Source organism: Halomonas sp. hl-4, assembly GCF_900215475.1.
In the GTDB taxonomy this organism is placed as follows: Bacteria; Pseudomonadota; Gammaproteobacteria; order Pseudomonadales; family Halomonadaceae; genus Vreelandella.
In genome coordinates this window covers 2,484,233-2,503,233 of record NZ_LT907845.1, presented here as the reverse complement: position 1 = coordinate 2,503,233, position 19,001 = coordinate 2,484,233, and the positions used below count along the sequence as shown (strand labels likewise).

The 19,001-nt window shown below is 55.8% G+C and carries 18 protein-coding genes; 16 read left to right on the top strand and 2 right to left on the bottom strand.

Features of this window, described 5'->3' with window-relative positions; translation table 11 throughout:
- Position 1: 1 nt before the first annotated feature.
- The 6 genes from CPH17_RS11845 to CPH17_RS11820 all read left to right on the top strand — a co-directional run bounded on the left by CPH17_RS11845 (position 2) and on the right by CPH17_RS11820 (position 6,217).
- Positions 2–1,411, top strand: a complete 1,410-nt coding sequence (locus CPH17_RS11845; protein ID WP_197703487.1) for an aminotransferase class III-fold pyridoxal phosphate-dependent enzyme — start codon at positions 2–4, stop codon at positions 1,409–1,411.
- Positions 1,412–1,522: 111 nt separating this feature from the next.
- A complete protein-coding gene (locus CPH17_RS11840; protein WP_096299639.1) occupies positions 1,523–2,851 on the top strand; it encodes a hypothetical protein in 1,329 nt (442 codons plus the stop codon).
- Between the two features lie 86 nt (positions 2,852–2,937).
- Entirely contained in the window at positions 2,938–3,870 is a 933-nt protein-coding gene (locus tag CPH17_RS11835) for a helix-turn-helix domain-containing protein (protein WP_074398336.1), read from the top strand.
- 145 nt (positions 3,871–4,015) lie between these two features.
- A complete protein-coding gene (locus tag CPH17_RS11830) occupies positions 4,016–4,492 on the top strand; it encodes a MarR family winged helix-turn-helix transcriptional regulator (protein ID WP_074398337.1) in 477 nt (158 codons plus the stop codon).
- 457 nt (positions 4,493–4,949) lie between these two features.
- On the top strand, positions 4,950–5,771 hold the full coding sequence (locus tag CPH17_RS11825; RefSeq protein ID WP_096299637.1) for a 3-keto-5-aminohexanoate cleavage protein: 822 nt from the start codon (positions 4,950–4,952) through the stop codon (positions 5,769–5,771).
- A 38-nt stretch (positions 5,772–5,809) separates the two neighbouring features.
- Positions 5,810–6,217, top strand: a complete 408-nt coding sequence (locus tag CPH17_RS11820) for a nuclear transport factor 2 family protein (protein WP_074398341.1) — start codon at positions 5,810–5,812, stop codon at positions 6,215–6,217.
- 26 nt (positions 6,218–6,243) lie between these two features.
- Here the strand turns inward: CPH17_RS11820 and CPH17_RS11815 are convergent, their stop codons facing one another.
- Positions 6,244–7,149, bottom strand: coding sequence for a LysR family transcriptional regulator (locus tag CPH17_RS11815; protein ID WP_074398343.1), 906 nt, complete (start codon positions 7,147–7,149; stop codon positions 6,244–6,246).
- 203 nt (positions 7,150–7,352) lie between these two features.
- Between CPH17_RS11815 and salA the strand changes: the two genes are divergently transcribed.
- The 10 genes from salA (at position 7,353) to CPH17_RS11765 (ending at position 17,974) form a co-directional block, all read left to right on the top strand.
- Entirely contained in the window at positions 7,353–8,669 is a 1,317-nt protein-coding gene (gene salA, locus CPH17_RS11810) for a salicylate 1-monooxygenase (RefSeq protein ID WP_096299635.1), read from the top strand.
- Between the two features lie 333 nt (positions 8,670–9,002).
- Entirely contained in the window at positions 9,003–10,121 is a 1,119-nt protein-coding gene (locus CPH17_RS11805) for a muconate/chloromuconate family cycloisomerase (protein WP_096299633.1), read from the top strand.
- 50 nt (positions 10,122–10,171) lie between these two features.
- Positions 10,172–10,462 carry a muconolactone Delta-isomerase gene (gene catC / locus CPH17_RS11800; RefSeq protein ID WP_074398348.1) on the top strand — a complete coding sequence of 97 codons (291 nt, stop codon included), beginning with the start codon at positions 10,172–10,174 and terminating at the stop codon, positions 10,460–10,462.
- A 61-nt stretch (positions 10,463–10,523) separates the two neighbouring features.
- Positions 10,524–11,498 carry a catechol 1,2-dioxygenase gene (catA, locus tag CPH17_RS11795; protein ID WP_096299631.1) on the top strand — a complete coding sequence of 325 codons (975 nt, stop codon included), beginning with the start codon at positions 10,524–10,526 and terminating at the stop codon, positions 11,496–11,498.
- A gap of 34 nt (positions 11,499–11,532) precedes the next feature.
- Complete coding sequence (locus CPH17_RS11790; RefSeq protein WP_096299629.1) at positions 11,533–12,900, top strand: Rieske 2Fe-2S domain-containing protein; 1,368 nt, start codon at positions 11,533–11,535, stop codon at positions 12,898–12,900.
- A gap of 33 nt (positions 12,901–12,933) precedes the next feature.
- Complete coding sequence (benB, locus tag CPH17_RS11785) at positions 12,934–13,422, top strand: benzoate 1,2-dioxygenase small subunit (protein ID WP_096299627.1); 489 nt, start codon at positions 12,934–12,936, stop codon at positions 13,420–13,422.
- A gap of 28 nt (positions 13,423–13,450) precedes the next feature.
- On the top strand, positions 13,451–14,476 hold the full coding sequence (benC, locus tag CPH17_RS11780; RefSeq protein WP_096299625.1) for a benzoate 1,2-dioxygenase electron transfer component BenC: 1,026 nt from the start codon (positions 13,451–13,453) through the stop codon (positions 14,474–14,476).
- Positions 14,473–15,255, top strand: a complete 783-nt coding sequence (gene benD / locus CPH17_RS11775) for a benzoate diol dehydrogenase BenD (protein ID WP_096299623.1) — start codon at positions 14,473–14,475, stop codon at positions 15,253–15,255. Before benC ends, benD begins: the two co-directional genes overlap by 4 nt.
- 98 nt (positions 15,256–15,353) lie before the next feature.
- Complete coding sequence (locus tag CPH17_RS11770; RefSeq protein WP_096299621.1) at positions 15,354–16,607, top strand: benzoate/H(+) symporter BenE family transporter; 1,254 nt, start codon at positions 15,354–15,356, stop codon at positions 16,605–16,607.
- Positions 16,608–16,801: 194 nt separating this feature from the next.
- Positions 16,802–17,974: a benzoate/H(+) symporter BenE family transporter gene (locus CPH17_RS11765; protein WP_074394733.1), complete on the top strand. Its 1,173-nt coding sequence runs from the start codon at positions 16,802–16,804 to the stop codon at positions 17,972–17,974.
- A gap of 95 nt (positions 17,975–18,069) precedes the next feature.
- Here the strand turns inward: CPH17_RS11765 and CPH17_RS11760 are convergent, their stop codons facing one another.
- Complete coding sequence (locus CPH17_RS11760) at positions 18,070–18,972, bottom strand: LysR family transcriptional regulator (protein WP_074394734.1); 903 nt, start codon at positions 18,970–18,972, stop codon at positions 18,070–18,072.
- Positions 18,973–19,001: the final 29 nt, after the last annotated feature.

The window sequence follows — 19,001 nt, the reverse complement described above, 5'->3', positions numbered from 1 at the left end:
CATGTCCACGAATCTCGTGCTCAAGCAGGGCGCTAACCAAGAAGCGACAAAGGGCGCAACCATGTACGCAAAATACCAGACAGCGGAAAAGAAGTTCTGGCACCCGATGAGCCCCTCGGCGCCAGCCAATCGGGCCAACACCCTGATCATCGCCCGCGGCGACGGCAACTACGTCACCGACATCGATGACAACCGCCTGCTCGATGGTGTCGGTGGCCTGTGGAACGTCAACGTTGGCCACAATCGCCCCGAAGTTAAGGCCGCCATTGCCGCGCAGCTTGACGAGTTGGCCTACTATCAGACCTTCGATGGTATTGCCCACCCGCGGGTGTTCGACTTGGCCGAGCGACTGACCGGCATGTTCGCTCAGGAGCGTATGGCCCGAGTGCTGTTCAACTCCGGCGGCTCCGATGCGGTAGAGACCGCACTGAAAATGGCGCGCCAATACTGGATCGCCTCAGGCCAACCCGGCCGTACCCGTTTCCTATCGCTACGCAACGGTTACCACGGCGTGCATGTAGGTGGCACCTCGGTCGGCGGCAACGGCGTCTATCACTATAACCATGGCGAACTACTCGCAGGTTGCTATCTCCTCGATACGCCATGGCTTTATCGCAATCCCTGGGATTGCCGCGAGCCGGAAGAACTGGTCGAGCATTGCATTCGCCAACTCGAGGAGCAGATCGCTTTCCTCGGTGCCGGCACCATCGCTGCCTTTATCGCTGAGCCGGTGCAAGGGGCGGGTGGCGTGATAGTGCCGCCTTCCAGCTATTGGCCACGACTGCGGGAAGTCTGCGACCGACACGACATACTGCTGATCGCCGATGAGGTGGTGACGGGCTTCGGTCGCAGTGGCTGCATGCTCGGCAGCCGTGGCTGGGGAGTGGCACCGGATATCCTCTGCTTGGCCAAGGGGATTTCCGCTGGCTATATCCCTCTCGGCGCCACGGTGTTCAATCAGCGCATCGCCGATGCCGTCGAGAACGCTCCAGGCTTTGCCAACGTGATCATGCATGGCTACACCTACAGCGGTCATCCGGTGGCCTGTGCTGCCGCTCTGGCCGTGCTGGATATCGTTGAGAAAGAAGACCTGACGGGCAATGCCGCGAAGGTCGGCGCGCATCTGATCGAGGGATTGAAGCCTTTGAGCGACCGCTTCGATGTGGTCGGTGAAGTGCGCGGCAAGGGGCTGATGCTCGTCCTTGATCTGGTTGCTGACAAGCGCACCCGGCAGCCGCTCGATCCTGGCGAGGGGCACGCAGCACGTATCGCTGAGGAGGCACGCAGGCAAGGCGTACTGGTGCGCCCCGTTGGCAGCAAGATCATCCTCTCTCCGCCTTTGACCCTGACGAACGGTGAGGCGGACATGATCGTTCAGGCGCTTGAGGTGGCTCTTTCGCGCCAGGGCTAGGGCGTTAAACGAGCGCGTTCAATCCCCGTGGGGATGGCGCATGCTCGAATCAAACAGCTCGTGTTTTCACATCAAGCGAGCCGATAAAAACAAAGTCATCAAGGTGCAAATATGAATGTTTTCAAGACGACTTGGACTGCCAATGGCGCTTTGGCGCTGACAATCGCCATTGGTCAGGTAGGTCAGGCCCAGGCCTACGAACTGTCTTCGAGTGCTGAGGGGGCAATCAATGCCGATCTGCTGGCTGTCCATGGCTGGATGGACAGTCGCAAGAACTACGATGGCAGAGAAGGTGGCTCGAACTGGCGCGAGGGTTTCATCAAGTACGGCGTCAGCGGTTATCAGGGGGTGGGAGAATCTGGCACCTTTTATGGTGGCCTCAACTGGGTCAGCTCCGCCACCTGGGGAGATGGTGATGCCGGTGGTAACAGCGACGGCTCGGAGCGCAGTACGACGCTTGAGGATGCCTATCTGGGGTGGCGCTCCGCGGATCTTTTCCCCGCGCTTGGGAAGGACGGGCTGGATTTCTCGCTTGGTCGGCAGGTCGTCCAGCTCGGTAAGGGGTTCATCATTAACGACGATGGGTTGAACCTGGGTAGAGGGCCGGCGGACGGTGCCCTCAACCGGGGCGGTGCCTATTATCTGGCGGCCAGACACGCCTTTGATCGCACCGCCGTGGTGCGTATCGGCGGCCAAGAGGGCCTGCACGGGACGGCGGCCTGGCTCAAGTCCGACAATCGTGCTCAGGCAGAAACTGAGCTGGCTGCGACCACCATCGACTACGCCAGTGATGCCGGTAATGTCGGCCTGACCTGGGTACATGGTCTTGATGTCAACCGTGAGTGGGCCGATGGTTTTCTCCAGCAGCGTGATGGAATGAACGTCTACAGCGTGCGGGGGGAAAGTGATGCCGGTATCGAAAACGCCAACTTCGCGCTCGAACATGCCTGGCAGAGCAAAGATTCTGGCACAGAAAATGCTTGGTATGTCGAGGCTGGCTACACCTTCAAGGAAGCCCCCTGGGATCCGAGTCTGACGTACCGCTATACGCGCTATTCGGAAGAGTGGGACTCGCTGTTTTCTGGGCTGAACAGCGCCGACCTGGGCACTTGGTTGCAAGGTGAAGTTGCGGCCAACTATGCGGGGCCCTATGCGCGCAATAACGATGTCCATCATCTCGCCTTGACCGCCAGCCCTATGGAACAGCTTACCCTTGGTGCGCTCTTCTTCGACTTCAGCACTCTAAAGAGTAGCGATACGCTGAATCGGGATGGCAGGGAGCTGGATCTCTACGCGCAGTGGGCCGTGAACGACAACATTGTCATCACTCCCTTGCTGGGCTTTTACAAGCCAGAGAGAAGTGAGAACGATGGAGGGACCCAAGTGGATGGCAATGGCACCAATATGTACGCACAGCTCGTCTTGGCGGCGTTCTTTTGACTATTTTACCCATGGGGGTGGTCGGCGCTGTTAAGTGAACCATGCTGCTGAGCTATGGGCGATGCAGTGTTTCCAGAGGGCCGATTATGCGATACGAAGTTCGTTCCTTTCATGACTCTCAACAGCATGCTGCTGCTATCCAAGGGTGGCAGCAGGTTTATGACCAACTGGGCTCAGGACGCCTTTCGAGTAAGCTTTTTCAGGTCTCAGGAGAACGTTTTCAAGTTTTTCATGAGGTGTTGGACAAGCGAGTCGTCCAGCATGGAACCGCGCCTAAGCAGCGGTTCTGTATGGCCTTTGCCACAGGACGGCCACCCATTATCCAGGGCTGCAAGGTAGGATCCAATAGTGTCCTTCTGCTCCGCGATGGCGAAGAGTTCCTGCTACATGCGCCGGAAAAGATGGCGTTCCTGTCGTTGAGTGTCGATCTTGAAAGATTGACCCGGCTGGCGGACATCGAACTGGGTTCTGCTCAGTTTTCCCAGTTGATCTCGCTGCCGGGTATGAATGTCCCGATGGGGCTGCTGAAAGAGATAAAAGTTCAGGTGTGCCGGAATTTCGATGGCTCTATCAGGCCGGGGGAGCACGGCGCTCCCGCGCTTGAGAAGGATGTCGAAGATAGCTTGATGGCCGTGCTACTCGATATTTTCTTGCAGTCACAGGTCGAGGAGAAGCGCAGCGAGCTTGCTGTGAGTGCCTATATCGTCAAGAAAAGCCAGGAGTTAGCCCTGGCCGATCCGGGCAACCCGCTTAGCGTGCTTGAACTGTGCGAGCGCTTACGCGTCAGCCGGAGGACATTACAAAATAGTTTTCAGCGTGTTGCAGGGATGCGCCCGATCGAGTTTTTAAGATGTATCAGGTTGAATGCCGTACGACGAAAGTTAGCGAACTCTACTTTAATGGAAAGTACGGTTGGTGATGTGGCGTACGAAATGGGATTTCGTCATTTGAGCCATTTTTCGGCAAGTTACTACAAATTGTTTGGCGAGTACCCTTCTGAGACACAGAGGCTTGAGTGAGCTTGCCATAATTGATGACCCCATACGGCATTCTCCATAAGCCGTCACAATCGGCGCGGGCGGCGCACCGCCGCTGGGCGCTTTCGTTATAATAGTTGTATGCTAGAATATTCAACTATTTTAGCGGCCTGGGAGCGCCTATCTTATGGTTGACAAGGATGAACTTGCCTCCTCGTTCTTTCCTCTTTCTGATGATTATCGGGCACAGGACTTTCCTCTCTACTGGGTAGCTCGTTTGAATGCTAAATACAGCGCTGATGTGGATACACTGCTCAAACCGCATGGGTTAAGTTCTTCCAAATGGCGGGTGCTCATGATCCTGCGCGAGCAGGGCCGCCTAAGCATGTCGGATATTGCCACCCATGCGGCGGCGAAGCTCTCCACCATTACCAAAATTGTCTACAAAATGCAGGAGATGGAATTGCTGAAAACCTCTCCCTCCCCACAGGATGGCCGTGTCACAGAGGTGGAATTGACTGAAAGCGGTGAGGACAAGCTAACCGTGGTCAGGGAGCTTATGGGCCGCGTGGTGGAAAAGGCGTTTGCCGGTTTGCATAAGGATGAGGTCGTTTATATTAATCGGTGCCTTAGCAAGATGTTCCACAACTTAAACACGTTGTAATCAGTCCAACTGACAGGCAGTAAAGCTCCCTGCACTTTCTCGCTCGGTAATAAAGGCGTTTCAGGAGCTTCGTACCCTGCGAGGTGATTTTCATCCCCGTTGCTGTGGGCCTGGGTATTGAACCTTTCCTGGTAATCATGGCCGCGCTCTACGCCATTGCCTCCCTGGTATTCGAGGCCTCTTTCTAGGCTTCGTACGAAAACGTGCCTGCGCCCGGCTGTGCTGCGTTAAGAAATGGCTCGCGCGCGAGTCCGAGCAAAATGCTCATTTATACCCCGTCAACTCCTCTTTTTCGCCATTTTTTCTTTACTGACCTTCGCTCGCCGACTTTTCGTATAAAGCCTAAAACGTGGCTGTTAACGGAATGGGTAGAGATTCGGATTTGACGCTGGTAAATATTCGCTCTATTTTGTTCGTTATGCAAATTAGTGTTCGCAATAAGAACAAAGAGGCTTCCATGTCCCAGCCCTGTATTATCTGTGTCGCCATTACCGGCAGTCTGCCACGCAAAGAGAACAATCCTGCCGTACCGATTACGGTTGAAGATCAGATTGAGAGCACCCAGGCGGCGTTCGAAGCAGGGGCTACCATCGCCCACTGTCATGTGCGCAACGATGACCAAACCCCCTCATCTGACCCAGAAAAGTTTGGCCGCCTGATGGAGGGGCTTAAGAAGCACTGCCCCGGCATGATTATTCAGCTCTCCACCGGCGGGCGTTCTGGGGCAGGAGAAGTCCGGGGTGGGATGCTGCCGCTGAAGCCTGATATGGCCAGCCTCTCGGTGGGCTCCAATAATTTCCCCAATCGCGTTTACGAGAATCCGCCGCAGCTGGTGGAGTGGCTGGCCGATGAGATGCAGAGGTACGGCGTTAAGCCCGAGATCGAAGCGTTTGATCTGTCGCATATCCACCAGGCAGTGAGTCTTTCCAAGCAAGGCAAGCTAAAGACGTCGCTCTACGTGCAGTTTGTCATGGGCGTCAAGAATTCGATGCCAGCGGACAAGCCAACGTTTGATTTCTATATCGAGACACTCAAGCGGCTGGCGCCGGATGCGCAGTGGTGCGGTGCGGGCATTGGTGCCAATCAATACCTGCTTAACGAGTGGTCGATTGCGGCAGGCGGTCATACGCGTACCGGGCTTGAAGATAACGTTCGTCTGGATAGCGAAACCCTGGCGCCCTCCAACGCGGCGTTGGTCGAGCGCACCGTCGACCTATGCGAAAGGTATGAACGCCCGGTAGCTACCTGGCAGCAGGCCCGTGAGATGCTTGGGTTATAACAGGACAAAACCGACAATTAATAAGCAGGAGTAAAGAGATGACGAATATCACTGTCGTGGGTGATGCGCCTGAAATAGACGAGATAAAACGGGTTGTACAGCTTTATGTGGATGGCTTTCAGGGCGGTATGGAAAAGCTTCAGGAAGCCTTTCATAAAGAGGCGTGGATTTTTGCTCTGGACGCTGAGGGCGCCTTGGCAACTGACCTGATCAGCGATCGCTTCGAGCGCTGGGCGAATAGCCAGCGAGCGGTCAAGAGCCGTTTTATTGCCATCACTCAGGCCGGAGAGGTCGCTAGCGTGCTGCTAGGTTTTGATAATAGCGAGAACCTTGAGGACTCTTGGGTCGATGTGATTGCACTGCTCAAGGTTCAAGGTACCTGGAGAATCACCAATAAGACTGCTGCCCACAGCAGCCGTGCGGCATGGGCCAGGCCCAACGCCTAGGGCTGCTGACGTTGGCTCTATTAGGTTTATTCAGAGAACATTGAAAACATCAGCCCCCGCAACCAACGGTTGCCAGGGTCTTGATGAAAGCGGCGATGCCAAAAGAGATTGATGGGAATCTCTGGAAACGCAAAAGGGTGCTCACGAACGGTGAGCCCAAATCGGTCACACGTCGCCTCGGCCAGCTTAGCCGTCACCGTCACCACTAGATCGCTGCTGCTCACAATGTAGGGGACGGCTGCGAAATGCGGCAGGGTTAATCTAACCGGGCGCTTAATACCAGCGTTTGCTAGCTGCTCTTCTACCAACCCGTGGCCGGTTCCCTGAGCAACGACAACGGCGTGATAGGCTGAGCGAAACTCCTCTAAGCCGAATTCACCCGTGGCGAGTGGGTGGTCATGGCGCATGAGGCAGATATAGCGCTGCACAAATAGACGCTGCTGATAAAAGCCAGCGCCAAGCTGTGGAATTAGCCCGACGGCTAAATCGATTTGCCCCTCTTCCATCTCATATTTCAGCTCATCGTTGTGGCTGCGAGCAGTGTGGAGTGAGATTCCTGGTGCTGTTTGAGAGAAGTGCTGCAACAAGCGTGGCAGAAAAACGATCTCACCAATGTCCGTCATGTTGAGATGAAAGGTGCGCTCACTCAGGGCGGGGTTGAAATCATCACGCAGGTTCAGGGTGTCATTCACTCTGGCTAATGCGTCCGCAATGCCGGGGTGAAGCTGGCTGGCGCGAGGTGTTGGCTGGAGTCCTTGCGAAGTGCGTTCGAAGAGCTCATCACCCAGTAAGAGGCGCAAACGCTTTAACGCATGGCTGACCGCAGGCTGCGTAATACCAAGACGTAGCGCGACCCGCTGCGTGTTCTGCTCCTGATAGAGCAGGTCAAACACAACCAGCAAGTTCAGATCGATATCGGCAAGCTTGACCATCAGGATGCGCTCTGTTGGGAGTTCGACAATAGTCTATTTTCGTCGCTGGAAGTGACTTCATCTCTTTGATTCATATTGTTATTAGCACCGTTTATAGTTCAAATGAAAGGGGCTGTGTGGTGGCCGTTGTTTCATCCTAATAGCGTTAGGGGCAGAGCGTGAAGCTCACCATGATAACGATAAACCCCCGAGCGGAGTGGAACATGCCAGCAAAACCTACACAGCAAAAACGTCTCTCAATTGGCATTGTGGGTGGCGGTATCGGTGGCGTGGCCTTCGCCGTCGCGCTATCCCGCGAGAGCCATCTTGATGTTCAGCTTTTCGAAGCCGCGCCAAAATTCTCTGAAATTGGTGCTGGGGTTTCGTTTGGCCCGAATGCCGTAAAAGCCATTCAGCGGCTGGGCTTGGAAGCCTCATATCAGCGTATTGCCGATTCTTCACCCGCGCCCTTCGAAGATGTCTGGTTTGAATGGCGGCGCGGCAGCGATGATACCTATTTAACCGCGAGTCTGGCGCCAGGTGTTGGCCAATCGTCGGTACACCGTGCCGATTTTCTCGATGCCATTGTCGCCAACCTGCCTGAAGGCATCGCTCACTTCGGCAAGCGTTGTGTCGAGGTTAAACAAGATGGTGATAGCGCAACAGCTTATTTTGATGACGGCACACACTTTACTGGCGACGTGATCATCGGTTTTGACGGCATCAAGTCCGCGGTGCGCCGTCATGTGTTGCCGCCAGAACAATACGGCGAGATTACCCCGTTTTGGAGTGGTACTTATGCCTACCGCGGCATGATCCCCACCGAGGAGCTTGAGGCCGCCCTGGTGGCTAAAGGCGGCGAAAAGCGGTTGGCACTGGTACCCCAAATGTATCTGGGTAAAGATCGCCATATTCTGACATTCCCCGTTAAACAGTCGCAGTTGATCAATGTGGTCGCGTTTATCACTGACCGGTCCACGTCGAGTCCAACCCTTCCCGATGGTGAAGGGTGGGTGCAAGCCGTTAGCCAGGAGGAATTGCTAGATGTTTTCGAGGGCTGGAGCCCGTCCTGCCAGGCAATCCTGGAATGCATTACGGAGCCAACCCGCTGGGCGCTGCATGAGCTACCTGAGCTGGCCCACTACCTCCGCGGTCGCGTATTGATCGTCGGCGATGCCGCCCATGCGCTGGTGCCGCACCAAGGTGCCGGGGCCGGTCAGGCGCTTGAAGATGCCTACGTACTGGCAAGCCTTCTGAGCGATGAGCATTGTGATCGCCACACCGTGAGCGATGTCCTAGCCGTGTTTGAGCAAGTACGCCACGCACGTACCTGCAAGGTACAGCGAACGTCGCATGAGGCGGGGAATGTCTATGAATATGCCGGTGTGGGCATCGGTGACGATGAAACCAAGCTGATCGAGAACCTGGAAACCCGCTTCGATTGGCTTTGGAACCACGACCCACACGACGATGTGACAGCCGCGCGAGAGACATTGGCCTTGGTTACGTCGCCGTCATTAGCCGACCAGTCCGTGAAATGAAGGCAGTATGTCTCTTGTGTCTTATTCTTTTGTCGCAAACACGCTTGCGGACAGTTGGTAAGAGCATCAGTTCGCTGCTTAGATGACGGTTCTCATTTTAACTGCATGATAAATATAAATATTTAAATATTACGCATGCAGATTAAACGCATTCATAAGCCTTCAAATAAGAAAAGCGCGATAGCTTTGGGAGACGAGTGCGCGATTATATCGGGTTAATCACCGTTGGTGATACCTCCACGGTATGGCAAGGCACTTAAACAATATTGGTCCCCTCTTGCCCGCGCAATCAAACTGAATTCCAGTCAATGATTGCCAGACGCCGGAGCTGCCATGTCAACCGTCATCCAACATATTGAGACACTGCTGGTCGATTTGCCGACCATCCGTCCTCACAAACTTTCCATGACCACCATGGCCTGCCAGACGATGGTTATTGTGCGTATGCGCCACTCCGACGGGATCGAAGGGCTGGGCGAGGGCACCACCATTGGTGGCCTCGCCTACGGTCCGGAAAGTCCGGAGAGCATTAAGCGCAATATCGATACCTATCTGGCACCGCTGCTGATTGGGCAGCCTTCTCACAATATTCATCAACTGCGTACCCGGCTGAATCGGCATGCCCGCGGCAACATGATCGCCAAGTCGGCACTGGAAACCGCGCTATTGGATGCCCAGGGCAAGCGTTTAGGCCTGAGCGTTGCCGAATTGCTCGGTGGTGCCCACCACGCGCATTTACCGGTGCTTTGGACGTTGGCCAGCGGCGATACCCACATGGATATCGACGAAGCGCTGTTGCGCCTAGAGCAGCGTCGGCACTGCGACTTCAAGCTGAAAATTGGTGCTAACCCGGTCGAACAGGATGTACGCCATGTGGCGGCGATAAAAGACGCACTGGGTGAGCGTGCCAGCGTTCGCGTCGACGTTAACCAAGCGTGGGACGAATCCACGGCGGTGCGCGGTATCCAGGCGCTACAGGATGCAGGTATCGAGCTCATTGAGCAGCCGATTCCTGCCCGTGAACACGCCGGCCTGGTGCGTTTAGCCAATCGTTTCAATGTCCCGATGCTGGCCGATGAGGCCGTGCAAAATTCCCGTGATGGGCTGGATCTCGTCTGCGGCGGTTTTAGCGGGGCGTTCGCCCTGAAAATTGCCAAATCCGGCGGTATTTACAGCGCACTGGAACTGGCCCATGTGGCGCAAGCGGGTGGCATTGGTTTGTACGGCGGCACGCTGCTGGAAGGCACGATTGGTACCGCCGCCTCGCTACACGCCTGGGCGACGCTGCCGGCAATGGCCTGGGGCACCGAGATGTTTGGTCCGCTGCTGTTAAAGGATGACATCGTCGTGAAGCCACTTAACTACACCGAATTTGGCGTGGAGCTGCCTCAAGGCGCTGGGCTGGGCATCACGCTCGACGAAGATAAGTTGGCGCACTACTCGCGTCATTAACCGCGTGCCTGCCCCGTTGGCGTTCGCCGCGATTTAAAGAGGAGAAACTCATGCTGTTTCAAGTAGAGATGACCGTTAAGTTGCCGACCGATATGCCGGCAGAGCAAGCGGCCAAGATTAAAGCCACTGAAAAGGCTTATTCCCAAGATCTTCAACGCCAGGGTAAATGGCGTCACCTATGGCGGGTAGCGGGCAGCTACTCAAACGTCAGTATTTTTGATGTGGAAGACAACGCTGAGCTGCAAGAGCTGGTGAGCAATTTACCGCTGTTCCCTTACATGGACATTACCGTTAAGCCGCTGTGTCGTCACCCTTCATCAGTGCGCGAAGACGACAGCTAATTAACCCCTAAACGCCAGTTCACTTTAATAAAACACCCTATAACAAGCCGAGGGTTACATCATGACCGTGAAGATATTCGACACTCCTGAAGTTCAAGACTTCCTCAAGGCCATTGCCGGATTTGACCAAGCCGGTGGCAATGACCGCGCCAAGCAAATCGTGCATCGCCTGGTGAGCGACCTGTTCAAGCTAATGGACGATTTCGACGTTAGCGAAGAAGAGTACTGGGCGGCCGTCAACCTGCTCAATGCCTTGGGGCATGAGACCCAGTTTGGCCTGCTTTCGCCGGGGCTGGGGTTTGACCACTTCCTCGACCTGCGCCAAGACGCCATCGACGCCGAAGCCAAGCGCGTTGGCGGTACGCCACGCACCATCGAAGGCCCACTGTACGTGGCCGGCGCCCCCGAGGCAGAAGGCTTTGCCCGCCTGGACGATGGTCAAGATCAGGATGGCGAGACCATGTGGCTGACCGGCCAGGTCCGCGACGTTGACGGCCAGCCGATTGTGGGTGCCAAGGTCGAGATCTGGCACGCCAACTCCAAAGGGGGCTACTCGTTCTTTGATCCCAGCCAATCCGAGTACAACCTGCGGCGCACGATTTATACCGATAGCGAAGGCCGCTACACCGCGCAGAGCATTATTCCTTCTGGCTACGGCGTGCCCGAAGGTGCGCCCACCGATGTCGTGCTCAAATCGCTGGGCCGTCACGGCGAGCGTCCGGCGCATATCCACTACTTCGTCTCCGCACCGGGCCACCAGCACCTGACTACCCAGATCAATCTGGCGGGCGACCCCTACACCTTTGATGATTTCGCCTTTGCCACCCGCGAAGAGTTGGTGGTCCCCGCCGAGCGGATTGAAGACTCCGCCGAGATCGCCAAACGCGAGCTGGATGGCCCGTTCTCCCACGTCGTGTTCGATGTTGAGCTGGCCAAAACCGACGCTCCGGAACTGCAGGTACGTCACGCCCGCCCGCGGGCCAAAGAAGATGATCAGGACCTGGCAAGCCAACTGGCCGGTACCGCCAAGGTTTAAGCCCCTTAGCGATTACAAATAGAGGAGAGAGATCATGACCCATCAACTTGATCAGCTCGAAGAGCGCGTTCGCGGTGCCGTCCAAGACGACCCCGAACAGGGCATCTTCCGTTGCCACCGCAGCATGTTTACCGACCCTGCCTTCTTTGAGCTTGAGCTCAAGCACATCTTCGAAGGCAACTGGGTGTTCCTGGCCCACGAGAGTCAGATCGCCGAGCCGGGTGACTATTTCACCACCACCGTTGGTCGCCAGCCGATTGTCATTACCCGTGATAAGCAGGGTGAGCTACACGGCCTGATTAACGCTTGCGCCCACCGCGGCGCCACCCTGTGCCGCCGTAAGCGCGGCAACAAAGGCACTTTTACCTGCCCGTTCCACGGCTGGACGTTCAAAAACGACGGTACGCTACTCAAAGCCAAAAACGAAAAGGCTGGGGCCTATCCGGATAACTTCAAAGAAGATGGCTCCCACAATCTCAAACGCTTACCGCGCTTCGAGAACTATAAAGGCTTCCTGTTCGGCAGTCTGAGCGACGACGTTCAACCGCTCGAATACCACCTTGGTGAAACCACCAAGATCATAGACAACATCGTCGACCAGGCGCCCGAAGGCCTCGAGATCCTGCGTGGTACCTCGTCGTACACTTACACCGGTAACTGGAAGCTGCAGGCGGAAAACGGCGCCGATGGTTACCACGTCAGCTCCGTGCACTGGAACTACGCCTCCACCATGGAACGTCGCAACTACGACGCCGGTGGCACAAAAGCGGTGGACGCCGACGGTTGGTCGAAAAGCAAAGGCGGCTTCTACTCCTATGAAAACGGCCACATGATGCTGTGGACCCGTTTACTTAATCCTGAAGTGCGCCCGGTCTACCAGAACAAAGACTGGATTCAGGAACAGCTGGGTGAAGCCCGCGCTGACTCTATCGTCAACCAGACGCGCAACCTGTGCCTCTACCCCAACGTCTATTTGATGGACCAGTTCTCCACGCAAATCCGCGTGCTGCGCCCCATCGACGTCAACAAAACCGAAGTCACCATCTACTGCTTCGCGCCCAAAGGCGAATCCGCCGAAAACCGCGCCGTGCGCATCCGCCAATACGAAGACTTCTTTAATGTTTCCGGCATGGGCACGCCTGATGATCTGGAAGAGTTCCGCGCCTGCCAGGAAGGCTACAACGGCGCACTGGCCGAATGGAACGACCTCTCCCGTGGCGCTAAACAGTGGATCGGAGGGGCTGACGAAAACGCCCACGCCATCGATATGAAACCCTTGCTCAGCGGCGCCTCCCCGGAAGACGAAGGCCTCTACGTGCTGCACCACAAGCACTGGGTCGACGAAATGCTGCGCGCCATCGACAAAGAGCGCAGCCAGTTTATCGCCACCGCGTCCGCCTAAGCGCCCAGCGCCTGAAGAGAGGAGAGAAGTGACATGAGCATCAGCTATCACGACATCCAAGCCTTTTTGTACCGCGAAGCGCGCCTGCTGGACGACCGCGAGTGGGACGAATGGCTGGCATGCTATCGCAAAGACGCCGAGTTCTGGATGCCCGCCTGGGACGACGACGACCAGCTCACCCGGGACCCGCACAGCGAGATCTCGCTGATCTATTACCCCAACCGCGAAGGGCTTGAGGACCGAGTGTACCGGATCAAGACCGAGCGCAGTGGGGCGAGCACGCCAGAGCCGCGCACCACGCACCAGATAAGCAACCTTGAGATCCTGTCGCAAGAGGGCGGCACGATGGAGCTGCGCTTTAACTGGCACACGCTCAACCACCGCTACAAGAAGACCGACAGCTTCTTCGGCACGTGCTTTTACACCCTGGACGTCTCGGGTGAGACCCCGCTGATCACAAGAAAAGTCGTGCAGCTGAATAACGACTACATCCATCAGGTTATCGACGTGTACCACGTGTGACCTGATGTGTGTGAGAGGAGAGTGAACCATGAGCTATACCATTGCCCTCAACTTCGAGGATGGCGTGACCCGTTTCATCGGCTGTAAAGGCGGGGAAACCGTTCTCGATGCTGCTTACCGGCAAAAAGTAAACCTGCCGATGGACTGCTCTGATGGCGTTTGTGGTACCTGTAAAGGGCACTGCGAACAGGGCGAGTTCGACATGGGTGACGAGTACCTTGAAGAGGCACTTTCCGATGAGGAAGCTGCTGAAGGTCAGGTGCTTACCTGCCAAATGGTGCCGTCTTCGGATTGCGTTATCCAAGTGCCGGTAGCTTCTAGCCTATGTAAAACCCAGGTGGGTAAGGTTGAGGGCACCCTGGCCGCAGTCGATCAGCTGTCTGAAGACAGTATCGAGCTTACTGTGAATTTAGACGAGCAAGAGACGCTCGACTTTCTGCCGGGCCAATATATCCATATCGATGTTCCCGGAACAGAGGCGCACCGCTCCTACTCGTTCAGCTCAATGCCGGGCGATAAGCGCGCTACCTTCTTGATCCGCAATATTCCTAACGGGGTAATGAGTGGTTACTTGACGGAGCGCGCAGCAGTGGGTGATAGGCTCACGTTGACCGGGCCGCTGGGCAGCTTCTACCTGCGTGAAGTGACGCGCCCAGTGCTCATGCTGGCAGGTGGAACGGGGCTTGCGCCGTTTCTTTCCATGCTGGAGCAGCTATCAGAGAAGGGCTGTGACACGCCCATCCACATGATTTACGGCGTCAACAAAGACGATCATCTGGTCAAAACCGACGCGCTCGACGCCTTTGCCAAGAGGTTGCCGGGTTTCACCTACGCCACGGTGGTGGTTGATGAAGCAAGTGATCACCCGCGCAAAGGCTACGTGACCCACCACATGGACGCCGAGGTCATGCACGACGGCGATATTGACGTTTATCTGTGCGGCCCGCCGCCGATGGTCGACGCCGTGCTGAAGCACTTCGACGCCGAAGGCATTGCCCCGCAGAGCTTCCACTACGAGAAGTTCACCCCCAACGAAGCTGGGAGCGCCGCATGACTCAACGCTTTCAAGACAAAGTGATGGTGATCACCGGGGCTGCCCAAGGGATTGGGCAGCGCTTGGCCGAACTTGCTGCTGCAGAAGTGGCCAGGTTAGTGCTGGTGGACCGTGCTGACGAACTCCATGAGGTGGTGAGTGGGCTGCGTGACAAAGGTAGCGACGTGATCGCGGTTCAAGCGGACCTGGAGACGTATGCAGGCGCCGAACAAACCATGCAGGCCGCGCACAAGCGATTTGGCCGTATCGATATTCTGATTAACAACGTGGGCGGGGCGATCAATTTCAAGCCGTTTACCGAGTTTACCGAAGCGCAAATAGTGGCTGAGATCAATCGCTCATTGATGCCTACGCTTTGGTGCTGCCGTGCGGCGCTTCCAACCATGGTCGAGCAGGGCAGCGGTGTTATCGTCAATGTCTCCTCGGCGGCCACACGCGGTATTCATCGGATCCCCTATTCGGCGGCCAAAGGCGGCGTGAATGCGTTGACCGCGTCGCTAGCGTTTGAGGTTGCCGAGCATGGCATCCGCGTGGTGGCAACGGCGCCCGGTGGCACCGAAGCACCGCCGCGGCGCATTTCGCGGGGCACGCCAACGCCCACTAATGAAACCGAGCAGGCCTGGTTTCAGGCACATATCGACCAAACCAAGCAAAGTTGCCTGATGAGCCGATATGGCACGCTGGATGAAATGGCCGCACCTATTTTGTTCCTGGCATCTGACGACGCCAGTTATATCACCGGCAGTGTGCTGCCAGTCGCCGGCGGCGACCTCGGCTAGCGGCTTGTCACAAAGCGCTGGAAGTAAAAAGACATAATTCTAATTAAAGCTAACGCGTTAACTGATAACTCTAAGCACAATAACGATAGGAGATAACCGTGAAACACATTGAAAAAGGCGTCAGCCTAAAGCATGCGCCCCGCGACTTTATCCGTGATCTCAGTGTCGATAACGCGAGCACGGGCTTGGTTGCCGGTATTTTAGGGCTCAGCGTTGGTGTCGTGCACATCAGTGCTGGCACTTCGGCGGGCCTCGATTCTTCCTTCATCATGATTTGGGTCATCAGTTACCTGATGATAAACGGTCTGTTTGGCCTGTTTATGCCAGCCTATTACCGACTTCCGCTACCGATGGCCAACTCAATTCCTGGCGCGCTGATGTTTGCCGCAGTCATCCCTGTAGTGGGGCTTGAAGCCGCTCTTGGCGCCAGTTTGATCGCTGGGGCGATAACCTTGGTGGCTGGTTTGACGGGGGTGATGGGCGTTGTGATGCGCCTTATTCCTATGCCCATTGTGATGGGTATGGTTGCCGGTATGCTGCTCAGCTTTGGCCTAAAAATGGTCAGCCCACTGGAAGATGCGCTAGTGCCCGCCTCCATCATGATCCTGGCGTTCTTTTTTTCCGCGCGCCTGTTTCGCAAAATTCCGCCGCTGATCGTCTCGATGTTGGCAGGCCTTGCCTACCTTACCGTGACCGGGGTTGATCTTTCCGGTATCGAGGCCACTATCCGCTTTCCGGAATTCATCCTACCTGAGTTTACCTTTGGGGCTTTCCTGACCTACGGCCTACCGCTCGCCCTTATTCTGGTGGGGATGGAAACACCGGCAGGCGTGGGGTTGGTAAAAGGCATGGGCTACAAAGAGGTACCGGCCAACGCCATTACCGCCGTGGGCGGGCTAGGCACCATGGTGTCGGCGTTTTTCAATCTGCACAGCACTTGCATTGCTGCGCCAATGACAGGCGTATGTTCCTCGCCAGAAGCGGGGACCCATGATAAGCGTTGGGTAGCGGCGGTGATCGCCGGGGCCATCTTTATCGTTGCCGCGCCTTTTTATGGCTATGTGGTGAGCTTGCTGGAGGCAACGCCGGGCTACTTTATTGCCATTATTGCGGGCTTGGCGCTAATGCGTGTAATTACCTCGGCAATGGCCATCGCCTTTTCCGGCAGGAAGCATGAAGTGGGTGCGCTGTTTGCTTTTTTGATCGCCGCCTCAGAGATTCAAATTTTTGAAATTGGCGCAACCTTCTGGGCATTGGTGCTAGGCGTGGTGGTGTCGATGATGTTTGAAACGAAAGACTTTGAGTTTGTGCTGAACCGTGGTGTCGTCAAGAAAGCGAGTGACACACCCTGACCTGCCGCTATTGATGGTGGTTATCCTCCTTGGCCCGCGACTAGTGATAGCGAGCGGGTCTTTTTTGTGCGCCCTTACCCTCTTCGAGTCCTGTCGCGGTGTTACCCAATAAAATATCCGCGACCGATGAGCACCGCTTGCCAGCTTGGGTGATGGGCAAATAGTAAACTCAATGTTATTGGGGAATTTGTTGCATGCAGCTTTACAAGGACGCTTCGATACCCGCGATTACGGCTGGCTTCGTGGCGGTTCTCGTGTCTTACTCGGGTCCGCTGGCTATCTTTTTTCAGGCGGCCCACAGTGCGGAAATTTCGAGTGCCATGATGACGTCTTGGGTTTGGGCGATCTCCATTGGCGCAGCTATTTCAGGAATTTTACTCAGTCTGTGGCTCAAGGTGCCGGTGGTGACCGCTTGGTCGGCCCCCGGTACGGCACTGCTGGTGACCTTATTTCCAGGGCTTTCGCTCAACGAAGCGATAGGTGCTTATTTAACCGCTTCGGCGGTGATTTTCGTGATTGGTATTACCGGTTCTTTTGACCGGATTATTCAGATGATTCCGCCGGGTATTGCCAGTGCAATGATGGCGGGCATCCTGTTTCAGTTTGGGGTAGGGGTGTTTGATTCATTGGAAAGCGTGCCCGCGCTGGCGATTAGCATGATCATTGCCTATCTGGTCTTCAAACGTTTGACCCCGCGCTACAGCTTGGTGCTACTGCTGGTGGTGGGCGTTGTGTTGGCGGTGGGGTTGGAGGGAGCCAGTTTGCAGGGTGTCTCTATCCAACTGGCCGAGCCACAATTCATCCGCCCCGAATGGACCTGGAATGCCACCTTGAGCTTGGCCATACCGCTGGTACTGGTGAGCTTGACGGGACAATTCTTGCCCGGCATGGCGATCCTGCGTACCTCTGGCTACTCAACTTCGGCCAAGCCGATTGTCACCGTCGCCAGTATGACCTCCTTTATGACCGCTTTTTTTGGTGGCATCACAACAGTGATTGCGGCGATTACAGCGGCGATATGTACCAGTAAAGAAGCCCATGAAGACCCGGATAAACGCTATGTAGCTGGCGTCGCCAACGGCGTTTTCTATTTGGTGGGTGGGTCCTTTGCAGGGACGATTGTAGCGCTGTTCACCTCATTGCCAGGCGAGTTCGTCGCGGTGCTGGCGGGCCTGGCACTGATTGGCGCGATTACCAGTAACCTGAGCGCCTTTGCTGCCCATAAGGACCATCTGGAGGCCTCGGTTATTACCTTTATTGCCACGGCCTCCGGCATCAGCTTTTTAGGGCTTGGCTCGGCCTTCTGGGGTGTCATTGTTGGGGTTCTTGCTTACAACGTACTGCATCGTCGCTTTACATCTGGTTGAAAGTGCAAAAGAGGTAACACCTTTCTGACAGTCGAAGATACGAGGTATTTTGCCCCACTGGGTGACGCGGTCGAAGCGAGGACCTTCAACAGCGATTAGGGATAGCGTCCGGAGCGGCGATTTTCGACCAGCACTTCTAAAATCGCGTTGGCCTCCTTCATAAGAGGCGAGGGTTTTTCACCGCGTCGGCGGCTACAGATCACTGGGGTTACAAGGGTTTTGTCTGCCAGCGTAATATAAGTAATGCCCTCGCGCTGAACGCGCTTGACCTGCTCGGGCACCAGGGTGATGCCGATGCCGGAGGCCACCAGGCTGAGCGCTGTCTGCAGTTCGTTGGCCTCTTGCACGACCTCTACCTTTAATCCCTGTCGGCGGAAAATGCCAAGTATCATGTCCGCCATGCTCGGGCGAGGCTTGGCCGGGAAGAGAATTAGCGGGTAGCGCGCGAGTTCTTCACAGCTCGGGGACGTGCCTTCTAAAGGGTGACCATTAGGTAACGCTGCAATTAACGGCTCATCAAAAAGAATCTCTTGTTCGACGTCAGGGTCATCGAGTCGTAAACGGCCAAACCCGATATCAATACGGCCAGCTTTGAGGGCCTGAATTTGCTGGACAGTGGTGAGCTCTGCTAAAGAAAGCTCGACATTATCCTTTTGGCGCAGGTCGCGCACCATCATCGGCAACTGGCCATAAAACACGGAGGGTACAAAACCAATGCCAAAGAGCATACGTTTGCTGCGTGCCATGCGGCGCGTAGCATCAATGGTTACGTCGACTTTTTCTAATATTTGTAGCGCATGCTGCTGAAAAAATACGCCAGCGGGGGTCAAGCGCAGGCCCCTCGTGCTGCGCTCAAATAGTTCAGCGCCTACTTCTTGTTCCAGTTGTTTGATTTGGCGAGATAAAGGCGGCTGCGACATGTGCAGGCGCTCGGCTGCGCAGGTGAGGTTAAGCTCCTCAGCAACGATACAAAAATACCTCAAATGGCGCAGTTCCATGATACCTCCAGGGTATGAGCGGCTGCTTA